The sequence below is a fragment of the Clostridium sp. CM041 genome (assembly GCF_055081035.1).
In genome coordinates this window covers 3094679-3117798 of record NZ_CM143648.1, presented here as the reverse complement: position 1 = coordinate 3117798, position 23120 = coordinate 3094679, and the positions used below count along the sequence as shown (strand labels likewise).

17 protein-coding genes and 20 tRNA genes are annotated in these 23120 nt (G+C 32.6%); 2 read left to right on the top strand and 35 right to left on the bottom strand.

Annotation, left to right across the window (positions count from 1 at the left end; translation table 11 throughout):
- Positions 1-248: 248 nt before the first annotated feature.
- From ACWJJT_RS14745 to ACWJJT_RS14615, 27 genes are all read right to left on the bottom strand, one after another.
- The gene (locus ACWJJT_RS14745) at positions 249-2228 is read right to left on the bottom strand and encodes an FtsX-like permease family protein (protein ID WP_462955234.1); all 1980 of its coding nucleotides are present in this window, start codon (positions 2226-2228) and stop codon (positions 249-251) included.
- The gene (locus ACWJJT_RS14740) at positions 2218-2985 is read right to left on the bottom strand and encodes an ABC transporter ATP-binding protein (protein ID WP_462956790.1); all 768 of its coding nucleotides are present in this window, start codon (positions 2983-2985) and stop codon (positions 2218-2220) included. The genes ACWJJT_RS14745 and ACWJJT_RS14740 overlap by 11 nt, the downstream gene beginning before the upstream one ends.
- Before the next feature lie 205 nt (positions 2986-3190).
- Positions 3191-4204 (bottom strand): sensor histidine kinase, encoded by a 1014-nt coding sequence (locus ACWJJT_RS14735; protein WP_462955233.1) that lies wholly within the window; start codon positions 4202-4204, stop codon positions 3191-3193.
- Between the two features lie 61 nt (positions 4205-4265).
- Positions 4266-4937: a response regulator transcription factor gene (locus ACWJJT_RS14730; RefSeq protein WP_462955232.1), complete on the bottom strand. Its 672-nt coding sequence runs from the start codon at positions 4935-4937 to the stop codon at positions 4266-4268.
- 556 nt (positions 4938-5493) lie between these two features.
- A tRNA-Arg gene (locus ACWJJT_RS14725) sits at positions 5494-5570 on the bottom strand.
- Positions 5571-5622: 52 nt separating this feature from the next.
- A tRNA-Gly gene (locus ACWJJT_RS14720) sits at positions 5623-5696 on the bottom strand.
- A 5-nt stretch (positions 5697-5701) separates the two neighbouring features.
- Positions 5702-5776: transfer RNA gene (locus ACWJJT_RS14715), tRNA-Gly, on the bottom strand.
- Between the two features lie 26 nt (positions 5777-5802).
- Positions 5803-5887: transfer RNA gene (locus tag ACWJJT_RS14710), tRNA-Leu, on the bottom strand.
- Between the two features lie 15 nt (positions 5888-5902).
- Positions 5903-5978 (bottom strand) — tRNA-Lys (locus ACWJJT_RS14705).
- 79 nt (positions 5979-6057) lie between these two features.
- Positions 6058-6133, bottom strand: a tRNA-His gene (locus tag ACWJJT_RS14700).
- Between the two features lie 78 nt (positions 6134-6211).
- Positions 6212-6287 (bottom strand) — tRNA-His (locus ACWJJT_RS14695).
- Between the two features lie 4 nt (positions 6288-6291).
- Positions 6292-6368: transfer RNA gene (locus ACWJJT_RS14690), tRNA-Arg, on the bottom strand.
- A 35-nt stretch (positions 6369-6403) separates the two neighbouring features.
- Positions 6404-6477: transfer RNA gene (locus ACWJJT_RS14685), tRNA-Gly, on the bottom strand.
- A 14-nt stretch (positions 6478-6491) separates the two neighbouring features.
- A tRNA-Pro gene (locus ACWJJT_RS14680) sits at positions 6492-6567 on the bottom strand.
- Between the two features lie 15 nt (positions 6568-6582).
- Positions 6583-6658 (bottom strand) — tRNA-Lys (locus tag ACWJJT_RS14675).
- Positions 6659-6662: 4 nt separating this feature from the next.
- Positions 6663-6739, bottom strand: a tRNA-Arg gene (locus ACWJJT_RS14670).
- A gap of 33 nt (positions 6740-6772) precedes the next feature.
- Positions 6773-6847, bottom strand: a tRNA-Gly gene (locus tag ACWJJT_RS14665).
- Between the two features lie 43 nt (positions 6848-6890).
- Positions 6891-6975: transfer RNA gene (locus tag ACWJJT_RS14660), tRNA-Leu, on the bottom strand.
- A gap of 15 nt (positions 6976-6990) precedes the next feature.
- Positions 6991-7066: transfer RNA gene (locus ACWJJT_RS14655), tRNA-Lys, on the bottom strand.
- 4 nt (positions 7067-7070) lie between these two features.
- A tRNA-Gln gene (locus tag ACWJJT_RS14650) sits at positions 7071-7145 on the bottom strand.
- A gap of 8 nt (positions 7146-7153) precedes the next feature.
- Positions 7154-7229 (bottom strand) — tRNA-His (locus ACWJJT_RS14645).
- 4 nt (positions 7230-7233) lie between these two features.
- Positions 7234-7310: transfer RNA gene (locus tag ACWJJT_RS14640), tRNA-Arg, on the bottom strand.
- 35 nt (positions 7311-7345) lie between these two features.
- Positions 7346-7419: transfer RNA gene (locus tag ACWJJT_RS14635), tRNA-Gly, on the bottom strand.
- Between the two features lie 6 nt (positions 7420-7425).
- Positions 7426-7501, bottom strand: a tRNA-Pro gene (locus ACWJJT_RS14630).
- A gap of 261 nt (positions 7502-7762) precedes the next feature.
- Positions 7763-8233 (bottom strand): metallophosphoesterase, encoded by a 471-nt coding sequence (locus tag ACWJJT_RS14625; RefSeq protein ID WP_462955231.1) that lies wholly within the window; start codon positions 8231-8233, stop codon positions 7763-7765.
- A gap of 64 nt (positions 8234-8297) precedes the next feature.
- Entirely contained in the window at positions 8298-8903 is a 606-nt protein-coding gene (locus ACWJJT_RS14620; protein ID WP_462955230.1) for an XTP/dITP diphosphatase, read from the bottom strand.
- Between the two features lie 78 nt (positions 8904-8981).
- Positions 8982-9956: an AIR synthase family protein gene (locus ACWJJT_RS14615; RefSeq protein WP_462955229.1), complete on the bottom strand. Its 975-nt coding sequence runs from the start codon at positions 9954-9956 to the stop codon at positions 8982-8984.
- A 91-nt stretch (positions 9957-10047) separates the two neighbouring features.
- Here ACWJJT_RS14615 and ACWJJT_RS14610 point away from each other — a divergent pair, with 91 nt between their 5' ends.
- Positions 10048-11430: a hypothetical protein gene (locus ACWJJT_RS14610; RefSeq protein WP_462955228.1), complete on the top strand. Its 1383-nt coding sequence runs from the start codon at positions 10048-10050 to the stop codon at positions 11428-11430.
- A gap of 116 nt (positions 11431-11546) precedes the next feature.
- Here the strand turns inward: ACWJJT_RS14610 and ACWJJT_RS14605 are convergent, their stop codons facing one another.
- Positions 11547-13166, bottom strand: coding sequence for a peptide ABC transporter substrate-binding protein (locus tag ACWJJT_RS14605; RefSeq protein ID WP_462955227.1), 1620 nt, complete (start codon positions 13164-13166; stop codon positions 11547-11549).
- Between the two features lie 449 nt (positions 13167-13615).
- Here ACWJJT_RS14605 and ACWJJT_RS14600 point away from each other — a divergent pair, with 449 nt between their 5' ends.
- The gene (locus ACWJJT_RS14600) at positions 13616-13849 is read left to right on the top strand and encodes a hypothetical protein (protein WP_462955226.1); all 234 of its coding nucleotides are present in this window, start codon (positions 13616-13618) and stop codon (positions 13847-13849) included.
- Positions 13850-13908: 59 nt separating this feature from the next.
- On the opposite strand, the gene ligA is transcribed toward ACWJJT_RS14600, so the two are convergent.
- The 7 genes from ligA to tpiA all read right to left on the bottom strand — a co-directional run bounded on the left by ligA (position 13909) and on the right by tpiA (position 23096).
- Positions 13909-15903 carry an NAD-dependent DNA ligase LigA gene (gene ligA / locus ACWJJT_RS14595; protein WP_462956789.1) on the bottom strand — a complete coding sequence of 665 codons (1995 nt, stop codon included), beginning with the start codon at positions 15901-15903 and terminating at the stop codon, positions 13909-13911.
- 154 nt (positions 15904-16057) lie between these two features.
- On the bottom strand, positions 16058-18316 hold the full coding sequence (gene pcrA, locus ACWJJT_RS14590) for a DNA helicase PcrA (protein WP_462955225.1): 2259 nt from the start codon (positions 18314-18316) through the stop codon (positions 16058-16060).
- Positions 18317-18390: 74 nt separating this feature from the next.
- A complete protein-coding gene (locus ACWJJT_RS14585) occupies positions 18391-18693 on the bottom strand; it encodes a YerC/YecD family TrpR-related protein (protein WP_462956788.1) in 303 nt (100 codons plus the stop codon).
- A 186-nt stretch (positions 18694-18879) separates the two neighbouring features.
- Positions 18880-19110 carry a preprotein translocase subunit SecG gene (gene secG / locus ACWJJT_RS14580; protein ID WP_216301901.1) on the bottom strand — a complete coding sequence of 77 codons (231 nt, stop codon included), beginning with the start codon at positions 19108-19110 and terminating at the stop codon, positions 18880-18882.
- A 112-nt stretch (positions 19111-19222) separates the two neighbouring features.
- Entirely contained in the window at positions 19223-20518 is a 1296-nt protein-coding gene (gene eno, locus ACWJJT_RS14575; protein WP_165412702.1) for a phosphopyruvate hydratase, read from the bottom strand.
- A 125-nt stretch (positions 20519-20643) separates the two neighbouring features.
- Positions 20644-22173 carry a 2,3-bisphosphoglycerate-independent phosphoglycerate mutase gene (gpmI, locus tag ACWJJT_RS14570; protein WP_216301900.1) on the bottom strand — a complete coding sequence of 510 codons (1530 nt, stop codon included), beginning with the start codon at positions 22171-22173 and terminating at the stop codon, positions 20644-20646.
- Between the two features lie 176 nt (positions 22174-22349).
- A complete protein-coding gene (tpiA, locus tag ACWJJT_RS14565; protein ID WP_220286094.1) occupies positions 22350-23096 on the bottom strand; it encodes a triose-phosphate isomerase in 747 nt (248 codons plus the stop codon).
- Positions 23097-23120: the final 24 nt, after the last annotated feature.

The following is a 23120-nucleotide window of genomic DNA, read 5'->3' as shown; positions in this document are numbered from 1 at the left end:
ATCCACTCCTTCTCAGCCTCTCTGAGCTAAATTTAAAGGTACTATAAGTACTTTTAATATTACATTTACTTCTAAACAAAAAACGCCATCTCTTTTATGAGAAGGCGTAGTAATATCGCTGTAAAACATCTACTTCCTTCTCAGCCTCTCGGGCAAAATTAAAGGTTCTTTATTCTTTTACCTATAATACTATACATTTTAATCCCTGTCAACATAATTTACCACAAAAATAAAAACCACTCTATAGACTAATCTTCACTAATGTTTCTTTTAAATCCGACGTATGTAGCCACAAAATAAATACAGTAAACTATTAAGAATAGAATCAATGTTGCTCCATAGAAGGTAAATGTAGTTGCTGCAATCTGCGTTCCTCTTAACATCAGCTGATTTAGCTTCATTGAAATAGTAAAACTAACTATAATCGGAATTACTATCGGCCACATAAAGTAAATTAACAGTTGCTTAAACACCAATCGATTTCGCTGCTTCTCGTCAAGTCCTAATTGATTTAATATCTTATATCTATGCTTGTACTTTGCAGAATCGCTTAACTGTTGAACAGCGAGCACTGTTAATGCCACACTTACAAATACCAATGAAACATAGAAAATAGATGAAACCACTGTTATAATCGCGGCCTTAACCTCATAATCAAGTCCTCCATCTTTAACCATAATATTGTCAAAAATCATATAGACACTATCTACTCCCACACCATGATCGATTTCGTTAGCTCTATGAGCAGAACTTGCCCACTTATCTGCATCCTGTGTTACATTTTTTTTTAGATCACTATAGAGTTTTTCATTTGTTTGCTTTTTCGTACTTGCCGCATACTGTGAATAATATACTTCCATTTGACTTACAGCTTCATCTGGTACTACCAATATAAAGCCAGCTCCATTTTGTCCATTTTGCGAAAAATCCTCTGAATAAACCTTCTTGCATGAATACTTTTTATTATTTATATCCACTGTTGGATTTTTTTTAATATATTGAGTATAACAATCCGCTACGGAAGAAACCGTATGAATTAAAAACTCATTATCGCTAATCGTTATTTCATTTAAGCCTAAAAGTCTTCTTAAAACATTATAATCACTTACTTTCAAATAGATATCATGCTTAAAATAACCACCTAAAATCTTATTCTGAGATAGTACATTTGTAAACGTACTATTTTTCCCCTTATAAATACGATATACAATACTTTCCTTTACCCAATCATTTTTATCCATATAAGCAGATACTTTTTCAAAATTTTCATCCTTATTAAGCACTGAAATACAAGTATCAAACGGAACACTCTGCTCTATTTCACCCTTAAATCTACTTACTCCAACTGCATAATTGCTGCTTAGTAATGTTAGGGTAAATAGTACTGCTAAAGTTCCCATAGTAAATCCCCTTGTATTAAGCTTAGATGATAATTCACGGAATACAAACAAATTAGTTTTCTTATATTTAAGACGTTTAGATTTTAAAAATATCAAAACAATAACACCTGTTATTCCGATATAAAAACCATAGATAAAAAATATGACACAAATCAAAGTAACAATGACAGGTGCACCCTTCAGTGCCACACTTCCTGCAATCAAAGATAGTACAAAAATGAAACAACTTTTCTTTATGTTTTTGATTTTAATTACTTCATTCTTTTTATCTGCGTAAAGCAATTCATATATTTTCATTTTCTTCAGTCTTTTATTGTTTTTTAATACAACTAGGAACATGATTGCACCATAGTAAGCAATTGTAAGCAATAATGCCTTAATATCAAATCCTATCACAATATTATATTCTTTCCCAAAGAACACCGTAACAACAGCGGTCAGTAACTGGAATATAAAACTTCCCAAAATAACGCCAAAAATAAAAGAAATGATTCCAAGCAAAGTATTTTCACAAAGAAATAATTTGGATATTTTTTCATTTTCCATACCAAGCAATAAGTACGTTCCAAACTCCTTGCTTCGTTTATCAAGCATGAACTTGGTCATATAATTAATAAGCCAAGCAACAATAATGACGACGATTATGGAAAAAAAGACAAGTAAAAACATATAGTCTGTCATATGACTATTCATTCCATGAATCATATCAGAAAACATCATGGAATTAAATGCAAACATTAACGATATAACGATTGTAATAGTTATAATATAGATAAGATAATCTTTAATAGATCTTTTTACATTACGATATGCCAATTTAGTTAACATTGTTAGAGTTACCTCCCAGCAAAGATAAAACATCTAAAATTTCACTATAAAATTGGTGTCTGGTTTCCTCTCCTCGCACTAATTCATTGAATATTCTTCCATCTTTCAGAAACAGAATACGGGTGCAATAGCTAGCAGAAAAAGGATCATGCGTAACCATCAAAATGGTTGCCATTAGGTTTTGGTTTAAAGTACTCATAGATTCCAATAACATTTGTGCAGATTTTGAATCAAGAGCACCAGTTGGCTCATCTGCCAATATAAGTTTTGGGTTATTAATCAATGCCCTTGCACATGCACATCTTTGTTTCTCTCCACCAGATACTTCATATGGGAATTTCTTCAATATCTTAAATATACCCAATTTCTTTGCAATTTTTTCTATCTTACTGTCAATTTCATTTGCTTTTACATTGTTTATTAATAAAGCCAAAGAAATATTTTCTTCAATGGTAAGTGTATCTAGCAAATTAAAATCTTGAAATATAAATCCTAAGTTCTTTCTTCTAAAGCTTGCAAGTTTTGAATCTGCGATTTCTGTAATATCAGTATCATCATAGTAAATATGTCCAGCAGTTACTGTGTCAATGGTTGATATTAGATTTAATAAAGTGGTCTTCCCAGAACCAGAAGCCCCCATGATTCCTACAAATTCCCCTTTTTCTACACCAAAATTAATGTTTTCTAATACTTTAGTGATATTTCCCTCTTTCCCATAGTATTTTTCAATATTACTAATTTTAAGAATTTCATTCATCTTCATTCATCTCTTCCTTTTAAATAATATAAGCTACCCTATCAATTTTTACTGTTAAATTATCACATGTGGTGCTGTAATATCAACGACTTCAGAATGTAATTTCTCCTCTGAAATGTCGTTAATTTCTTCTGCAAAACATAAGCTTATCTTATTATAAAACAAAATTCAGAATTATTGTATCTAACAACCTTACATTTATCTTTCAGTTTTGTAAGATAAACTCTCCTTTTGGAAAACTTATTGTAATCTTCGTATAGTTATCTATTTCAGATTCTGCATAAATTTCTAAGCCAAGTTTATCGCATAGTTTTTTACAAAGAAATAATCCCATCCCCGTTGACTTCTCTGTTTTCCTTCCATTACTCCCAACAAAATTTTTATTAAAGATTCTATTAATCTCACTCTCTTTTATTCCTATTCCATTGTCTTCAATAACCAATGCTACAGCATTGTTCATCTCTTGTGTATATATCTTTATCCTAGAATTTTCGGATATCTTATACTTCACTGAATTAACTAATAACTGATTGACTATAAATTCCAGCCATTTCCCATCTGTGTAGACATAAGTGTTTTGACATCTTCTTTCTATTTGAATGCTATTTTGAATAAAAAACTGTATATTTTTACTAATTGTGTATACTACAACCTGATCTATATTTGTTTTCTGTATCATATAATCTTTCCAAACTTCATTAGATCTGGCATAATAAAGAGCTTTCTCCACATCATTCTCGATTTTTCTAAGTTCTAAAAGAATCTTACGAGTCACTTCAGTCTTATTATTTTCACACATTAACTGAATTGATGTTATTGGCAACTTTACCTCGTGAATCCAGATTTCAATGTATTCTTTATATTCTTGACTATCATTCTTAACACTATTGACCTGCTCTGTCATAGACTTCAAAGCTCTTCTTAAGATTGAAACATACTCTTTATCTTCTAATCGATGTGGTTTTCTAATCATCTCAGAAATTAGGTACTTCTGCTCTAATATATCTAACATGCTCTTAATTCGATTAAAATATTTTTTCCTACTTATATAATTGATAACAGTATATCCAATGAACACAAATGCCCACGCTACTAAAATAAGATAAATTACCTCTAGATTATTTCCTATTGCATATAAAAATACCGATAATGCAAGGGCACATGATATGTTCAGTAAAATCATTCCAATTTTATCTTTTAAATAATCTCCAAAGTTCATAATTCCTCCAAGTCTAGATAATAACTAATAAGTCCGTCATGTAACTATACAAATTTTTTTCTCATACTTTATATCCTAATCCTCTTTTTGTTTCTATAAAATCAACCAAACCAATTTCTTCCAATTTAATCCTTATTCTTTTTATATTAACACTCAAATTATTATCATCAATATACATTTGGTTATTCCAAAGATATTCTATAATCTCCACCCTTGGTATAATTTTGCCTGTATTCTGAAACAAATAATACATCATTTTCAATTCATTTCTCGTTAATTCTACAGATTTCCCATTATATAGAGCCATCCCTGTTGCTATATTTAATTCAACATTTTTATATACTAATAAGTGGCTTTCTTTATTTGAATTTCCATAAACTCTTTTTAGCATTGTAGAAATTCTAGCCAATAATACAGCTGAATTATATGGCTTTGTAACATAGTCATCTCCACCCATATTAATACAATCAAGTTCATTCATTGACGTGTTACAGCTAGTAACAAATATAATTGGCACTTCAGAAAAGGTGCGGATTTGCACACAGATTTTTAGTCCACTAATTTCAGGCAGGTTAACATCTAATAAAATTAAATCTGCCTTCTCATATTTAAATGTATTTACAACATTTGTGAAATCAGTTACAATAACAACTTCATACATCGCATTACGTAATAGTACTATCAATTCATCCCGGATGCTTTTATCATCCTCAACAACCATAATTTTAAACATTCATACTCACCTTACTTTATATTAAAATTCATATTTTGTTTATTCTCTTCGTTACTAACATCGGTTTACTTCATAAAACATTCCTAAAACAATGGAATAAAAAATTCCATCCCTTTGTCTCGTACTCAAAAATAAAGGATGTCCTTATATTTATTCTAACATATATAATTAGGAAATATAAAGTACTATCTCATAATATTTTAGTTTAGAGCATAAAGCACCCAATATTTTAGTACTCTTATAAATAACACTGCTATAACGATGGCTAGTATAATAAAAACTGTCTACTTTTTCTGTAGATTCAACTTTCTCAAAGTAAGAGCAAAGTAGAATCTATAGTAAAATGTAACTTTGTATAAATAAAACAGATATGAAGTTCCAACGGACACTTACATCCCAACCAGAGAACTTAAATAATCTCCTACTGAGGTTTTCTATTTGTTAGGGTATGTAACTCCCACTTATAGAAGTGGGATACTTTCTTCTGAACTGTCTTTAAATTAATATTAAAAGGCAAAGTTAAAGCCTTACAAACACTAAGTTTGTAAGGCTTTGATGGTGCGCCCAGAGGGAGTCGAACCCACGGCCTTCAGATTCGAAGTCTGCCACTCTATCCAACTGAGCTATGGGCGCATAATAAAATAATTTTTAAAAAGTCTTTAGTATAAATACTAAAGACTTTTATTGGAGCGGGTAGAGGGAATCGAACCCTCGTAATTAGCTTGGAAGGCTAACACTCTACCATTGAGTTATACCCGCATGTTTGGAGCGGGAGACGAGATTCGAACTCGCGACGTTCACCTTGGCAAGGTGACGCTCTACCACTGAGCCACCCCCGCATATTATTGTTTTTATAAATAGTAATTGGTGCAGGTGAAGGGAGTTGAACCCATACACCCGAAGGCGCTAGATCCTAAGTCTAGTGCGTCTGCCAATTCCGCCACACCTGCATATTATTACTATTTTGGTGGCTTACCGGGGAATCGAACCCCGGACACCATGATTAAAAGTCATGTGCTCTACCAACTGAGCTAGTAAACCTTATTAGTTAAATTCAAACCTATACATCTAAGTAAAGAGTCCGATGCCTTACGGTTTTGAAAGGCATCCCAATTTTAAATGGGGTGGACGATGGGACTCGAACCCACGACAACCAGTACCACAAACTGGCGCTCTACCAACTGAACTACGTCCACCGTATTGGGAATTTAAAATTTATTAAGGTTATATTATTTTCTAATACAATACCTTTTATTTATAACTTTATTTTTAAATGGGGTGGACGATGGGACTCGAACCCACGACAACCAGTACCACAAACTGGCGCTCTACCAACTGAACTACGTCCACCATATGGTGCGTCTTAAGGGATTCGAACCCCTGGCCCACGCCTTAGAAGGGCGTTGCTCTATCCAACTGAGCTAAAAACGCTTATATGTTAATGCTCAGTTGAACGTTAACATATTTGGAGCGGGTAGAGGGAATCGAACCCTCGTAATTAGCTTGGAAGGCTAACACTCTACCATTGAGTTATACCCGCATATTATATTTTAATGGTCGGGGTGACAGGGATTGAACCTGCGACCTCATGGTCCCAAACCACGCGCGCTCCCAGCTGCGCTACACCCCGGCATATATTAAAAAATGGTGCGACATCGGGGGCTTGAACCCCGGACACCCTGATTAAGAGTCAGGTGCTCTACCAACTGAGCTAATGACGCATATTGGTGCATCTTAAGGGATTCGAACCCCTGGCCCACGCCTTAGAAGGGCGTTGCTCTATCCAACTGAGCTAAAGATGCTTGTATACTTAAACTAATATGTATAAACATATTTGGAGCGGGAGACGAGATTCGAACTCGCGACGTTCACCTTGGCAAGGTGACGCTCTACCACTGAGCCACCCCCGCATATTATTGTTTTTATATACAGTAATTAATTTGTAAATAGTAATGGTGCAGGTGAAGGGAGTTGAACCCATACACCCGAAGGCGCTAGATCCTAAGTCTAGTGCGTCTGCCAATTCCGCCACACCTGCATATTATTACTATTTTGGTGGCTTACCGGGGAATCGAACCCCGGACACCATGATTAAAAGTCATGTGCTCTACCAACTGAGCTAGTAAACCTTATTGGCTGGGATAGCAGGATTTGAACCTACGGATGCCACAGTCAAAGTGTGGTGCCTTACCGCTTGGCGATACCCCAGCATTAAATGGGGTGGACGATGGGACTCGAACCCACGACAACCAGTACCACAAACTGGCGCTCTACCAACTGAACTACGTCCACCGTATGGTGCATCTTAAGGGATTCGAACCCCTGGCCCACGCCTTAGAAGGGCGTTGCTCTATCCAACTGAGCTAAAGATGCTTATATATTAGTGTTTAAATAAACATTAATATATTTGGAGCGGGTAGAGGGAATCGAACCCTCGTAATTAGCTTGGAAGGCTAACACTCTACCATTGAGTTATACCCGCATATAGTGGTCGGGGTGACAGGGATTGAACCTGCGACCTCATGGTCCCAAACCACGCGCGCTCCCAGCTGCGCTACACCCCGCTACCCATTAAACTTTAAAACCATTTAATGTCCTAAATTAATCCTGACCTCATAACCATTTAAATTAAATGATTTTTTCTGACGACATGGATTATTCTACACCATATGTTTTAATACGTCAATACTTTTTTTAAAACTTTCTCATTTTAATATTAAAATAAATCCTATCAACATGTTATTTTTTATTTTAACTTATTTTAGTCTGATTAAAAAAAACTAAAATTTTAGAAGTTCACATTTAAAATACCTAGCTATAAACAACTAGAATCTTATCAAATTTGGCTCTATGCATCCCTGGTTGATACTTATAATAGCAAAGCTCCTAGCTCCATCTCTTGGTAGTGACGCACTTCCAGGATTTATATACCATATTCCTTCTTCAAAATCTATTTTTCCAATATGTGTATGTCCATACAAGACTATGTCAGCCCCCGTTTCTAAAGCCTTATATCTTAATTTAGCCAAGTTCTCTTTTACACTATATCTATGTCCATGAGTTAAAAAAATTTTTTTTAAGCAAATTTCTTTTACCCTGTCATTAGGTGCACTTGTAGAAAAATCACAATTGCCTTTAACATTAATTATTTCTCCCTTATAATGCTTTCTTATAATGGATATGTCGTCTACATTATCGCCTAAGTGAATCAACACATCTAATCCCTTTATTTCGCATCCTAGCCGTTCTATGCTGCTAATGATGCCATGTGTATCACTTATAACACCTATTCTCATTTAAAATCACCCTCTTCATTAATATAACGTATGCATCTCAGACTTTTTTTGAGATGCATAATAATTAAACATCATAAATTAATTTTTCAAGCTCACCTTTTAGTTTATCTAGTGCCCTTCCCCTATGACTAATAGCATTTTTTTCATTACTTTCCATCTGTGCAAAAGTTTTATTGAATTTTTCCACAAAAAATAGCGGGTCATATCCGAAACCTTCTTCACCTCTAAAATCTGCTGTGATTATCCCTTCTGACTCTCCTTGTACTTTTACTATTTCATCTTTATTAATTATAAGTACCATTGCGCAAATGAATTTAGCTTTTCGCTGTTCTTCTGTTTTGCCATCTAAAAGCTGCAATAATTTTTCATTATTCGCTTTAGTATTTCCGTGTTCCCCCGCAAACCTCGCTGAAAAAATGCCTGGAGCTCCATTTAATGATTCTACTGCTAATCCCGAATCATCGGCAAGTACCATATTCCCATGGGCTATTTTGAAAATTTCACTTGCCTTTATATCTGCATTCTCCATGAAAGTGCTTCCTGTTTCCTCTACATCAATGTTAATATTGGCTTCTTTTAAAGATAGTACTTCAAAAGGAAACCGTGATAATATTTCTTTTATTTCCTTAATTTTATGGTCATTATTACTAGCAACTATTAATCTTCTCATTGTATACTCCTCACAACTCTCTAGGGTAGATAATAATTAGTAATCATTATCTACTCTAAAAGTAATCTATTTTAAAAATTATATACTAAATAACTCATCTCTAGTAGGGGGCAAAACATCTTTGCAAGTTTCATCTTTTACTAATATCCCTCTAGACGCAGTCATTTTTCCTATTACCGTAGCTTGTACTCCATTGCTATTTAATTTATCCACCAATTCTTTCCCAGATGCCACCGTTATTAGCATGCTTCCCGAAGATATAAATTTCAAAGGGTCAATATTAAGTCTTTCACATATTTTATATGTAATATCACTAATTGGCATTTTATCACTATATGCCTTAAATCCTAAATTGCTAGCCTCCGCAACTTCCCATAATGCTCCTAGAACACCACCTTCAGTTATATCATGCATAGAATTAACCCCGAACTCTCCTGCTATACGTCCTTCATTAACCACACTAATACCACTAATATAGTCTTTAGCTTCTTCTATTTCTTTAGGAGTTAAAACGCCTTGTATCCTGTCTAAATGGTCATTTACTATAATTGAAGTTCCTTCCATACAAAGCAGTTTGGTAACGACAATTTCATCTCCGATTTTTGCACCTGAAGTTGCCACAGCACCTTGTGCTTTTCCTTTTCCTATAGCAGTACATGAAACTATTATTTTATTTACAGCGTCTGTAACCTCAGTATGTCCACCTAATATCTCCACATTCAGTTTTTTTGTCTCTTCATCAATTTCACTCATAATATTTTTTATATCTTCTATCGTCGCTGTTGGCGGTACAAGAATTGTAACTAAAATGCCTACAGGCTCAACTCCACAAGAAGCTATATCATTGCAATTTATATGAACTGCTAATTTGCCCATATTTTTATCAGCTCCGGTTATTGGATCTGTAGATACTACGCACTCATATTCGCCAAAATTTATTACACTGCAGTCTTCGCCTATTCCACTTCTAATTCTCACATCGCCCCGGACAACACTTTTATTGTTGTCAATTATTTGTTTTAAGTCATCCCAATTTAATTTTCCAACTTTCATTTAAATTCTTCCTTTCTAATTTCATAAATGTAGCACATTTTAACAATTCTAATCATATCATCTATATAAGTACTAATTATATGGTGGTGATATGTTGAATTTTCTAGGACCTTTTTTAAAAACCAATACATTAAACAAAACTAACATAAAAAATCAATTTTTCTACTTATCAAAAGAATCATTAAAGGATATAGTTTTCGATTCTAAATGTGGTATATATATTCCCTCACGCGATTTAAAATCTAAATCCTTTTCTAAGATTGATATTAACACAATTAATTTAAATTCTCCACTTTTATGTGTTTACAAAAAAGCAGATGCTAAATTAAAATCGAAAGAGGGCATGTTAAATTGGAATGAAAACAAAGTAAAGAAAGAAATAACTGTTAATAGTAATGCATTTATGACTTTATCCCTACTGGAACTCGTAGACTATTATAATAACTTTAAGGACGTCGATGATACAAAATATGATCTAAGCTCTATTTACCTTAAACTTTGCAAAGAACAGTTAGAATTTTATGCTTCTTATTTTCGAAATAAAGATGGGCTCTTTGTTGACAAAAAAGATTTAACTAATCCTCTGAACCAAGAATTTAATTTCGAAAATAAAAACAATAAATTCAAATTTTCTGATCAAGCCTTTATGATGTCTGCTTACTACAAATATTCTACTTATAATAACGTAAAACAAGAGCATGAATATAAACAGTTTGCTCTAGATATCCTAGATATGTTTGCTCAGTATAAGGATGAAATTTACAATGTTTCTTTTGAGGAGCTCAATAAGATATGCTTAGCATTAAATATTTTTTATAAGTACTCTGGCTTAGAACTATGCGAAACCCTACTGCTAGATTTTTTAGATTTGCTTATAGATCAATATAATGCTAAGCCATCTTTAATTGTTAATGCTAAATTAGATCATTCCTGTATGCTTTTTATAAACTGTACGCTTATGTATAATAATACATTAATTCTTAAATTTAAAGATACTAGCGAGGATTTATATGAAAAGCTTACAAACTTATACGATTCCGATAAAGGTATCTTGCTAAAGGAAAGCGCTGATAAAGAGACAACTTATACTTGTGATGAGCTCTTATTATACATTTACAGCCAAATCATATATTCTGATTTTAACAATATTGAAGATAATTCCTTGATGCTTCAGGATATTTTCAAACATCAAATTTTGGATTCTGGTATAGTTTTAAGCTGGCCTGAGTCTCCTGCTTTAGATAACGCTGAACATTACCGGGATTTTTCACTAAAATCAGAGGATTTGATACAAGAGGATGATTTTAGAATGCCTGAAATCCCCACACCTGAAACCAATGAATTAGCTTCTATATTCATTAAAAATGTGGTATATAATAAACGAAAGGAGAGCTTTAAACAAAGTAAGTTATCTTTTGATAGCAGCAAAAATATGTTTATATTCTTCTTAACAATATTTTTCCACACTCACTAATATTATAATTTAATGTTTTCTCCTCATATTATGCTATAACAAAAAGTATATATGGCTAAAATGCATTCTACGCAATATATACTTTTGTTAGCATAATATAAGAAAAAAACTTAGTTTTATTTGGAATCAGCCTTAGCCTCTTTATAAGCATAATCAAATACTAAATTTCCACTTTTAGTTAAATAGATATCTTTAATATTTTCTCTTTTACATATAACTGTATTGCCAATATATATAGGTATACATGGTAAGTCTTTTGCCAATATAGATTGCGCATGATTATAAATCGTTACTTTATTTTTATTGGTTTTCTCCATCAATGCTTTTTCTATAGTTTTATCATAATCCGAACTCTTATATCCATAAATATTATCTTTTGAATACGATGTCCATTTAGTAAAGAATTTATAAATGTCTCCATATTCTTCATCATTTTTTGAAAATACTATATCATAATTTCCCTCCTTAAGTACTTTTTCGATTTCATCTTTTGTGTATCCAGTGCACACTACCTTTATACCTAAATATTCTTTAATATTTTTAGCTATTTCCTTGCTTATTTTAGTGTCAAAATTTTTATTTTCATATACCATAACTAATTCTTGTTTTTCTTCATAATTACTACTTTTTTTTAAATATTCTAAGCCTTTAATTTTATTCTGGGATGCATTAAAAATCACTTTACCACTATTGTCATTAGACCTAGTAAAAGGTGTATAATTTATTGTTGGAACTGCTACATCTTCTGATATAGTTTCTATAATTAATTCCCGATCTATAATAGAACCAATTGCATTTCTAAAATTTATATCTACCGAATTCCTTTTTTCTAGTATATTTTTAGTTTTTAGATTGAAATTCATATAATACATGCTCTGCGATAGTTTAACTTCAGTTTTATTTTCCGTGCTAAGGGCACTTACTTCACTTATTGGTGGACTTACAAGTACATCAATTTTTGAGGTATCACTATACTGTGAAGTTTCAAAATTTGCTAAAGCTTTCTCTTCATCCTTTATAGAAGTAAATAGCATTTCATTACTAACAATTTCATTGGCTCTCCAATACTTTTCGTTCTTTACTAATTTTATTTCTCCATCTTTGTTTACCTCTTTTATAATAAATGGACCACTATATTTAATTTTACTATAACTATCTTTCCAGTTCTTTGTATCCATATTATTTCCCCTTAAAGTGAAAACTGGATTACTAAGGATATTTATAAAGTTCTCATTAGGATTATTTAGCCTTATCTCTAATGTTGAATCGTCCTTTGCAACAATACCAACATTTTCAAATTCTACTTTTCCTACACTAAAATCCTTAGCTCCAAATATGCAATATAATTGCTTAGCAAAAATATTTTCTTTTTCCAATAAAATATTTTGGAAGAACCTCTTAAAATCATCAGCTTTTATAGACGTTCCATCGTTATAATGTAGATCTTTTCTTAATTTAAAGGTATACCCTATTTTGTCCTTACTAACCTCAATTTTTTCTGCCATGGCCGGTACTATTTTGCCATCTTTATCTTCTCTTACTAATCCTTCAAATAAAACTAATAACAAGTCTTTTTCGCGAACACTATCATTATTTGTCATAAGCAAGTCTGCTGGCAATTCTCCCAAGTTATAAACTAAATATTTCCTAGATGTTGTTGGTTTTACTTTCTTTTGAATGCATCCACTGGTTAGCATCGTCATAAAAATCAACATTATACATAATAACTTTTTCATAATTACCCCCAATATAGTATTATTAAGAGTATTAACTTTTCATATATGAAATAATCAAATATACAATAAAAAATAAAAAAGTATATATTACTATTAATGCATTCACTTCGCTAAGAACTACTAATTTTATTTTCAATTAATCTGCTGAAAAGCATAAACTCGCTGTCGCTCAAACATATGTTTTTCTTAACGTATCTTAATTAAAAATAAAATAAGAAGTTCTAAAGCTTGTTTCAATGCATTATACGTAATATACACTTATTTTTGCGCTTAATTCTGTAATATATTTATTTTAACTATATAATATATAGTTGAATATATATTATATAGATGAATGCATATAATCATTATACTGTGTAAAATTGACTTGTTATTTATCCTAATGTACATTATTATATTAATATGTACTTACAGTTTTTATATATGTAAGTATTTAGGAGGCTTTTCCCATGTTAATCCTGACTATACAAATTTTTTTTATATTTTCCATGTTAATTTTTATGCTTACCTCGATATGGGGCTTTATTTTATTAATTAAAATATTTAATCAGTTAAGATATAAAAATTATTTACTTGAAAAACTTCTACAAAATACCTCTAGCTCATCTTCAAAACAGAGACACAAGGAATATCCTAAAGATGATTTTAAAGTCGAAGATATTTCTAGTCCAGGTGAAAAATAAATATTAGTAGCGCAACATAAAGAAAGACGTCATTTGACGTCTTTCTTACATTTCCCACACTATTTTAACATATTTACTAGTTCTTCTTCAGATATAACTGTAATTCCAAGCTCTTGAGCTTTGGTAAGCTTACTTCCGGCATTCTCGCCTGCTAAAACGTAACTAGTTTTATTAGAAACAGAACCTGATACTTTTCCTCCATGATTTTCTATTATCAATGTGGCATCACTACGCCCCATTGACGTAAGGGTTCCAGTTACAACGAATGTTAACCCGTTAAATAGATTATCGACCTGATTTGAGTCTTCTACAGCCATATTTACGCCATACTCTTTTAACCTATCAATTATTTCTCTGTTTTTATTATCTTCAAAAAATCTTAGTACACACAAAGCACTTATTTCACCTATATCAGAAACCTCTATTAGTTCATCCAATGTTGTATTTTGCAAACATTCAATAGATTTATAATGCTTCATTATGGATTTCGCTGCTATCTTTCCAATATTAGGAATTCCGAGTCCCGTCAGCAACCTTTGTGCTTCATTTCCCCTTGATTTGTCTATAGCATCTAGTAACTTATCTGTATTCTTTTCTTTTCCAATTATACCTTTATCTATAAGCTCCGCGCGGTAATTAAACAGTGAATATACATCCGCTACATCTTTAATATATTCCAAACGGATAAGCTCCTTAATATAAGCCGTACCAAACCCTTTTATATCCATAGCATTCCGACCAACAAAATTAATTATGTGTCTTTCTAATTGCGCCATACAGTTAGGGTTTGTACATTTGATATCAGCCGTATCTTTTTCACGGACAGTAGGTGTTCCACATACCGGGCATCGGTCTGGAATTTGGAATCTATTTAACTTCTCAGAACGTTTTTCTTTTACTACAGCCTTAATTTTCGGGATAATCTCTCCTGATTTGTATACAACAATTTTATCTCCAATCCTAATATCTAAATCATTGATAAAATCTTGGTTGTGAAGAATTGCTCTAGATACAGAAGTTCCGCATAAACGAATTGGCTCAAAAATTGCTGTAGGAGTAATTCTTCCGGTTCTTCCTACTGATAGTTCAATATCAATCAATTTTGTTTCTTTTTCTTCTGGAGGGAACTTATATGCTATAGCCCATTTGGGAACTTTTGAAGTATTACCAAGTTTTTTTCTATCTTCCAAGTTATCAATTTTAATAACAACTCCGTCAATGTCGTATGCTAAATTACCTCTATCTTCTCCTATAGCTTGGATAGTATTCCACACTTCATCAGCTGTTTTACATTTCACATAATTCTCAATAACTTTTACACCCTGTTTTTTTAACCATTCATAACCTTCTGTATGTGTTTTAAATTCAATTCCTTTGGCATCTTGAATATTAAAAATAAACAGAGATAATTGTCTTTCCTTTGTTATTTTACTATCTAACTGCCTTAATGTACCAGCAGCACAGTTTCTAGGATTTGCAAATATCTTTTTCCCTAATAGTTCTTGCCCCTCATTAACCTTATCAAACGCAGCATTTGCCATATATACCTCACCACGAATCTCGAGGTATGGCACTTGCTCTTTCAGTTTCCGCACGACATCCCCAATTACTTTAGCATTTTCAGTGACATCCTCACCTTGAATGATTCCATCACCGCGAGTTACAGCTACTGTTAATTTACCTTCTACATAACGTAGTGACATTGACAAACCATCAATTTTAAGTTCAACAACAAATGTTGGATCACTAAGTTCTTCAATCATTTTATTTACATAAGCATAGACTTCTTCTTTTGTAAATACGTCTTGCAAACTGAGCATTGGTACATTATGTTTTACTAATACCCCAGCTTTTCTTTTAGCGTTTCCACCTATGTTTTGAGTCGGGGACTCTAATGTGATAAGTTCTGGATATTCTTTCTCTATTGCTTTAAGCGCAAGCATCAATTGATCATATTCATAATCTGATATTTCCGGATTATCTTGGTTGTAATATCTATCACTGTGATATTTAATTGTCTTTTTTAATTCTTCAATTTCATCTTTTACACTAATTTTCATAAACTACACCCTTTCCCACGAAATCAACGTTCATCTGCTAGGTATATGAAATAAAATAACTAGCACACTCACTAGCTATTTTATCCAAAATGCCTTAGCGCATTCAAATAAATAGCAAATCAGTATGCTAGCCCTATTTTCATGTGCCTTATAACATTTCTAAAGGCGCTTTATCTAATATCAGCTTTTTTATTCCCATGTTATCAAACGCTATTGAAATCATTGTATCATTATCAGAACTCGATTTTGACACTATGGTACCTATTCCAAATTTAGTATGTCTAACTTTCCTACCTACCGTAGCTTCTCTATTCATAGCATTCTCACTATTGACACTTCGCTGCCCTGGATCATTTCCTTTCGCTGTAGCTGATGCATAATCTTGAGGCGAAGTTTTACTTAGTAGTCCATGCGGATTATAATTTTGTGAATTTCCAGTGTTTTTTCTCTTTAATACCTGCACAGTCCTATTCTTAGCTCCCCCGATAACTTCTTTTAAATCCGGAGAAATTTCACTGATAAAATCAGAAGGCTGATACCCAACATTTCTTCCAAATACCATTCTACTCTCGGCAGATGTTATGTAGAGCTTCTCCTCCGCCCTTGTTATAGCAACATAGCACAGGCGCCTTGATTCTTCCATTTCAGTAAAGTTGTTAAGCGAAGACATGCCGGGGAATATCCCATTTTCCATACCAACCATAAATACTACTGGAAATTCTAACCCCTTTGCACTATGAACAGTCATCATTGCCGCAGTCTCTACTGTTTCATCGGGGTCCTCGGTGCTCGAACCTAAACTTACTCCTTCTAAGAATGTTAAAAGTGACTTATCTTCTGAAGTTCTTTCAAATTCTACAGCATCTGATACTAATTCTTTTATATTTTCTACCCTGCTCTCATCCTCTGGTTCCTTAGAAAGTTCTAATTGCTTTAAATACCCTGTATCACTTATTATAGATTTAATTAACTCAGAGACTGTTCCTGTTTCATTTTTGGCCATAAAGCTATTCATAAGACTTACAAACTTACTTATAGATGCTTTATTTCTAGTTGTCAATGTAGGTATAAAATCTACATCTAGAATAGCACTATACAAGCATTGATCTATACCTGTTGCAAATTCTTGAATCTTTTGAATAGTTGCATCTCCTATACTTCTTTTAGGCACATTTATAATTCTTTTTAAAGCGATATCGTCAAGCGGGTTATTAATAAGCTTTAAATACGCCATTATATCCTTTATTTCTTTTCTATCATAGAATTTTAATCCCCCTACTATTTTATATGGAATTAAATTTTTTCTAAAACTCTCCTCAAAAATACGTGATTGAGAATTCATCCTATATAAAATTGCAAAGTCCTTATAGCTTCTATTTTCCTCAGTCATAATTCTCTTAATTTGGCTTGCTACAAAATTTGACTCGTCTCTATCTGTAAACGCTCTATATAAATTAATTTTCTCTCCACAATCTTTTTCAGTCCTTAGAGCCTTATCTTTTCTTTGAGAATTATTTCTTATAACTTCATTAGCTGCCATAAGTATATTTCCGCAAGATCTATAATTTTGCTCGAGCTTAACAACCTTTGCCTTTGGATAATCTTTTTCAAAATCTAAGATGTTGGTGACATCCGCACCTCTCCAAGCATAAATACATTGGTCATCATCTCCAACTACGCATATATTTTCACGCTCATCTACTAAAAGCTTTATAAGCTCATACTGTGCTTTATTTGTGTCTTGATACTCATCAACCATAATGTACTTGAATTTTGAATGATAGAAATCCAAAACTTCCTTATTATTTTTTAAGAGTTCAACTGCTTTAAAAATTAAATCATCAAAATCTAGTGCATTGTTACCTTTTAGTCTTTTTTGATAAAGAACATACACATCAGCGATTTTGTTTTTTCTATAATCACTTTCATTTTCTTTTTTAAATTTTTGTGGACTAATAAGTTCGTTTTTAGCACTCGATATTTTACCTAAAATTTCTGAATCTGTTAGATCTTTTTCATTTATTTGAAGTTCCTTCATACACTGTTTAATCAAACTTTTTTGATCATAGCTATCATAAATAGTGAAATTCTTATTATATCCCAGCCTATCTATCTCTCGCCTTAAAATCCTAACACAACTAGAGTGAAAGGTAGAAATCCACATATTATCCGCTATATTGCCTACTAAAGAACGCACTCTGTCCTTCATTTCACCAGCCGCTTTATTAGTAAAAGTTATGGATAAAATTTGAGAAGGATAAATAGCTAAATCCTGAATCATATGCGCAATTCTGTAGGTCAAAACCCTAGTTTTTCCAGATCCCGCTCCAGCTAATATTAACAATGGGCCATCAACTGTTATTGCAGCCTCGCACTGCTCTTTGTTTAACAAACTTTTCAAATCCATGAAACCACTCCTTATATATTATATTAACCGTCCCTCTCTATCCGCATCTAAAATGTCGTTAAAAATGAATACACTTATTTCGCAAATTCCAAACGCTCTAATATAAGTTTATACCCATCACTACCATAATTTAATGCTCTGCCGATTCTACTTATTGTAGCAGTACTTGCCCCTGTTACACCCGCTATATCCAAATAGGTCCTTTTATCTGCTAACATTCTTGCTACTTGAATCCTTTGCTCAAATGCTTTAATTTCATTTATAGTGCATAAATCTTCAAAAAATCTATAGCATTCTTCCTTTGTTTGAAGGCTTAAAATGCCATCAAAAAGGAAATCCATATCATTACTTTCTAATTTAGAACTGTATTCACTCATCATCCTTCACCTCTAATAATCATAGATTCATATATACTATTAAATCATCTACTGGGTCTCTACTCATCACCTGAACACTTAAAAATCATATAAAAAAATGCAGCTTATTAAATTTTTTTAAATAAACTGCTGTGAAGTATAAAATATTTATTTGATTGTACCTAAATTATTACTTAGATAAGTATATTATTTAACTAAATTTAACATCACTGTAGTTATAGCAAAGAAAATTGCTGAAACTACTGTAATTCTTACTAGTACTGATTCTGCTGTTTTTGTTTTATTTTTCGCAAAAAAAGTTTCAGAAGTTCCTCCTATAAGGCCACTTAATCCATCTGATTTACTAGGTTGCATCATAACGGATACAATTATAGCAATTGAAGTTATAACCTGTAAAACTACTAGAAAACTATGCATGTGTACACCTCCAATTCATCGAATACATAATTATTTTAGCATACTCTAAGACAGTTTACAATGAATTGTAAAATTTAAGAGTATAGCCTATAAAGACTATACCCTTAATTAATTATCTATTTATGTTATAGAATGCTTTTAATCCTCTGTACTCAGCCATTTCTTCTAATTCTTCTTCTATTCTTAATAATTGATTGTATTTAGAAACTCTTTCGCTTCTAGCTGGGGCACCAGTTTTAATTTGTCCTGCATTCATAGCTACAACTAAGTCAGCTATTGAAGTATCTTCTGTTTCTCCTGATCTATGAGAAACTACTGCAGTATATCCTGCCCTTTCAGCCATTTCTATAGCATTTAGTGTTTCAGTGAGTGTTCCTATTTGGTTTAATTTTATAAGAATTGAATTTGCAGTTTTTCTTTCAATTCCCATTTTTAATCTGTCAGTGTTGGTTACAAATAAATCATCTCCAACTAATTGAACTCTATCTCCTATTTTATCAGTTAAGTACTTCCAGCCTTCCCAATCTTCTTCAGCCATTCCATCTTCAATAGATATAATTGGATATTTGTTTACAAGTTCTACATAGTAGTCAGCCATTTGCTCTGGAGTTAATATTCTTCCTTCTGAAGCTAAGTTGTATTTTCCATCTTCAAAGAATTCAGAAGCTGCTGGATCAAGAGCAATATAAATATCTTTTCCAGGAACATATCCAGCTTTTTCTATAGCTTCTATTATAATTTTTATAGCTTCTTCGTTTGATGATAAATCTGGAGCAAATCCACCTTCATCACCAACACCAGTCGCTAGTCCTTTAGTTTTTAATAATGCTTTTAATGAATGGTAAACTTCTGCACTCATTCTTAAAGCGTCCTTAAAAGAAGTTGCTCCAACTGGCATAACCATAAACTCTTGTAAGTCTACATTATTGTCAGCATGGCTTCCACCATTTATAATGTTCATCATTGGAACTGGTAAAACCTTAGCATTTACTCCACCAATATATTGATATAGTCCGAGTCCTAATGACTCAGCAGCTGCTCTAGCACATGCAAGAGATACTCCAAGAATTGCATTAGCACCTAGTTTAGCCTTATTAGGTGTACCATCAAGATCTATCATTGCTTTGTCAATTGCTATTTGATCATATACATTCATTCCAACTATCTCTTCAGCTATTAGATTGTTTACATTATCAACGGCTTTTAAAACTCCTTTACCGTTATATGTATCCTTGTCTCCATCTCTTAACTCTACCGCTTCAAATATGCCAGTAGAAGCGCCTGATGGTACTGATGCTCTTGCTATTGTTCCATCTTCGAGTGTTACTTCAACTTCAACAGTTGGAAATGCTCTTGAGTCCAGAATCTGTCTTGCATAAATATCAATTATTTCAATAAAGTTTTTCATGTTATCTAACCTCCAAATTTTTTCTCTATGTTATTATATCCTAAGTTAACTTAAGTTAATCCTATACTTTACGGAAACTTAAGTTAATCTTAGATAATACATTATTCAATTTAGTTTTTTTTAACCTATTTAATTAAAGATTTTCCTGTCATTTCACTTGGTATACTGAGTCCCATAGCTTGGAGCATAGTTGGTGCAATATCCGCCAATATTCCACTATCTTTTAGACCATTACTGTGATTTGAAACGTATGTGAATGGAACTAAATTTGTAGTATGTGCTGTCATAGGCTTTCCAGACGAATAATCAAGCATTTGTTCAGAGTTTCCATGATCTGCAGTTATAAATACGCTACCGTCCTTGCCTAGAACGCACTCAACAATTTTTCCAAGGCATTCATCCACTGTTTCTATAGCTTTTTTAGCAGCTTCAAAAACGCCTGTATGACCTACCATATCTGGGTTAGCATAGTTAAGTATAATCATGTCGTATTCATCTGTTTCTAGTCTCTTTAATAATTCTTCTGTAACCTCTTGCGCACTCATTTCTGGCAATAAATCATATGTTGCTACTTTAGGTGATGGAATTAATGCTCTATCTTCATTTACATTCGGAGCCTCAACACCTCCATTAAAGAAGAATGTAACATGGGCGTATTTTTCAGTTTCAGCTATTCGGAGCTGTTTTTTACCCATTTTACTAACATATTCTCCAAGCGTATTAGTGTAACTTTCTGGTGTATACGCTACATCAACGTTTTCTATAGTTATATCATATTGCGTAGTACATACAAAGTTCAAATTTAAAGTTTCTCTTTTAAAACCATTAAATACTTTATCATTTAATGCCCTAGTAAGTTCGCGAGCTCTGTCCGGTCTAAAGTTAAAGAATATTACACTATCGTTATTACTTATAGCTGAAACAGGCTTATTATTTTCCATTATAACAGTCGGAAGAACAAATTCATCTGTCTTATTATCATGGATAGCTTTTTTAACTGCCTCTATTGCCGAGGTATTTTCCTCACCCTTAGATAAAACCATAGCATTATATGCAAGTTCAACTCTTTCCCATCTCTTATCTCTATCCATAGCATAATATCTACCACATACAGTAGCAATTTTACCCACGCCTATTGTATTCATATATTCTTCGAGTTCTGCTATGTATTGTAGTGCTGAACCTGGTTGCACATCCCTACCGTCTAACAATGCATGAACATAAACATTTTTAGCACCTTTATCCTTAGCAAGCTTTATTAAAGCTTTTAAATGATCAATATGAGAGTGAACTCCTCCATCTGACAATAATCCTAAAAGATGCACCGAAGAATTTGCCTTAATAGCTTTATCTATAGCTTTATTAAAAGCAAGGTTTTCAAAAAAGTTTCCTTCTTCAATTTCTTTTGTTATTTTCGTAAGTGCTTGATATATAATTCTACCAGCACCTATGTTTAAGTGGCCAACTTCTGAATTTCCCATTTGACCCGCTGGTAGTCCTACCTCTAGGCCACTTGCATTTAATTTCGTACTTGGATATTTCTTTATTATTCTGTCATAGTTTGGCTTACTGGCCGCAACTACTGCATTTCCATCTACGTTACTTGATAATCCGAATCCATCTAAAATCATTAGCATTACTGGTTTTTTTGACATTTTTGTTCCCCCATCCGTTATTTCTAAAATCAAAATACATGTATATGTATCAATAGTTCACAGTTATAATTAACTAACTAAAGTAGATTAATCTACTAAAGTAGCTAAATCCACTAAAGTGGCTGCATCTACTAAAGTAGTCTAGCCACATTAGTGGATTCATTTACTATAACATCTTAATAATTTACTATTCCTGCGAAGTCTTGTGCCTTAAGGCTAGCTCCTCCGATTAATCCACCATCTATATCTGATTTACCCATTTGTTCTTTTATAGTTGTTGGTTTAACAGATCCACCATATTGAATTCTAACTTTTTCTGCTACTTCTGCTCCGAACATAGCTCCAACAGTTGCTCTTATAAATGCAATTGTATCATTAGCCTGATCAGCAGTTGCAGTTTTACCTGTACCTATTGCCCAAATTGGTTCATAAGCAATAACCAATTTTTCCACTTGTTCTTTTGTAAGTCCTTCTAAATCTAATTTTACTTGACTAGCTAAGACTTTTTCTGTAATATTTCCTTCTCTATCACTAAGAGTTTCCCCTACGCAAAGTATAGGAATAATACTATGGCTATAAGCAGCTTTAATCTTTTTGTTTACAGTTTCATCAGTTTCATTGAAATATTGTCTTCTTTCACTATGACCAATTATAACATATTCAACGCCCATATCTTTTAGCATTCCTGGTGCAATTTCACCTGTAAAAGCACCATTTTCTTCAAAATGCATGTTTTGAGCTCCTACCTTTATATTTGTACCCTTACTTGCCTTTATTACTGCGTCTAAACATAAAAATGTAGGACAAACTACAACATCACATTTTGCATCTTTAACTAACGGTTTCATTTCCTCAATTAAAGTTACAGCCTCAGCTACAGTTTTATTCATCTTCCAATTTCCTGCAATTATACCTTTTCTCATCAAAAAACCCCCAAGTATTCTTTT

Bases quoted from the DNA above. Each gene is read 5' to 3' on its own strand.
- ACWJJT_RS14745 (WP_462955234.1), bottom strand. From the start codon at position 2,228: ATGTTAACTAAATTGGCATATCGTAATGTAAAAAGATCTATTAAAGAT.
- ACWJJT_RS14740 (WP_462956790.1), bottom strand. From the start codon at position 2,985: ATGAATGAAATTCTTAAAATTAGTAATATTGAAAAATACTATGGGAAA.
- ACWJJT_RS14735 (WP_462955233.1), bottom strand. From the start codon at position 4,204: ATGAACTTTGGAGATTATTTAAAAGATAAAATTGGAATGATTTTACTG.
- ACWJJT_RS14730 (WP_462955232.1), bottom strand. From the start codon at position 4,937: ATGTTTAAAATTATGGTTGTTGAGGATGATAAAAGCATCCGGGATGAA.
- ACWJJT_RS14625 (WP_462955231.1), bottom strand. From the start codon at position 8,233: ATGAGAATAGGTGTTATAAGTGATACACATGGCATCATTAGCAGCATA.
- ACWJJT_RS14620 (WP_462955230.1), bottom strand. From the start codon at position 8,903: ATGAGAAGATTAATAGTTGCTAGTAATAATGACCATAAAATTAAGGAA.
- ACWJJT_RS14615 (WP_462955229.1), bottom strand. From the start codon at position 9,956: ATGAAAGTTGGAAAATTAAATTGGGATGACTTAAAACAAATAATTGAC.
- ACWJJT_RS14610 (WP_462955228.1), top strand. From the start codon at position 10,048: ATGTTGAATTTTCTAGGACCTTTTTTAAAAACCAATACATTAAACAAA.
- ACWJJT_RS14605 (WP_462955227.1), bottom strand. From the start codon at position 13,166: ATGAAAAAGTTATTATGTATAATGTTGATTTTTATGACGATGCTAACC.
- ACWJJT_RS14600 (WP_462955226.1), top strand. From the start codon at position 13,616: ATGTTAATCCTGACTATACAAATTTTTTTTATATTTTCCATGTTAATT.
- pcrA (WP_462955225.1), bottom strand. From the start codon at position 18,316: ATGGATTTGAAAAGTTTGTTAAACAAAGAGCAGTGCGAGGCTGCAATA.
- ACWJJT_RS14585 (WP_462956788.1), bottom strand. From the start codon at position 18,693: ATGAGTGAATACAGTTCTAAATTAGAAAGTAATGATATGGATTTCCTT.
- secG (WP_216301901.1), bottom strand. From the start codon at position 19,110: ATGCATAGTTTTCTAGTAGTTTTACAGGTTATAACTTCAATTGCTATA.
- eno (WP_165412702.1), bottom strand. From the start codon at position 20,518: ATGAAAAACTTTATTGAAATAATTGATATTTATGCAAGACAGATTCTG.
- gpmI (WP_216301900.1), bottom strand. From the start codon at position 22,173: ATGTCAAAAAAACCAGTAATGCTAATGATTTTAGATGGATTCGGATTA.
- tpiA (WP_220286094.1), bottom strand. From the start codon at position 23,096: ATGAGAAAAGGTATAATTGCAGGAAATTGGAAGATGAATAAAACTGTA.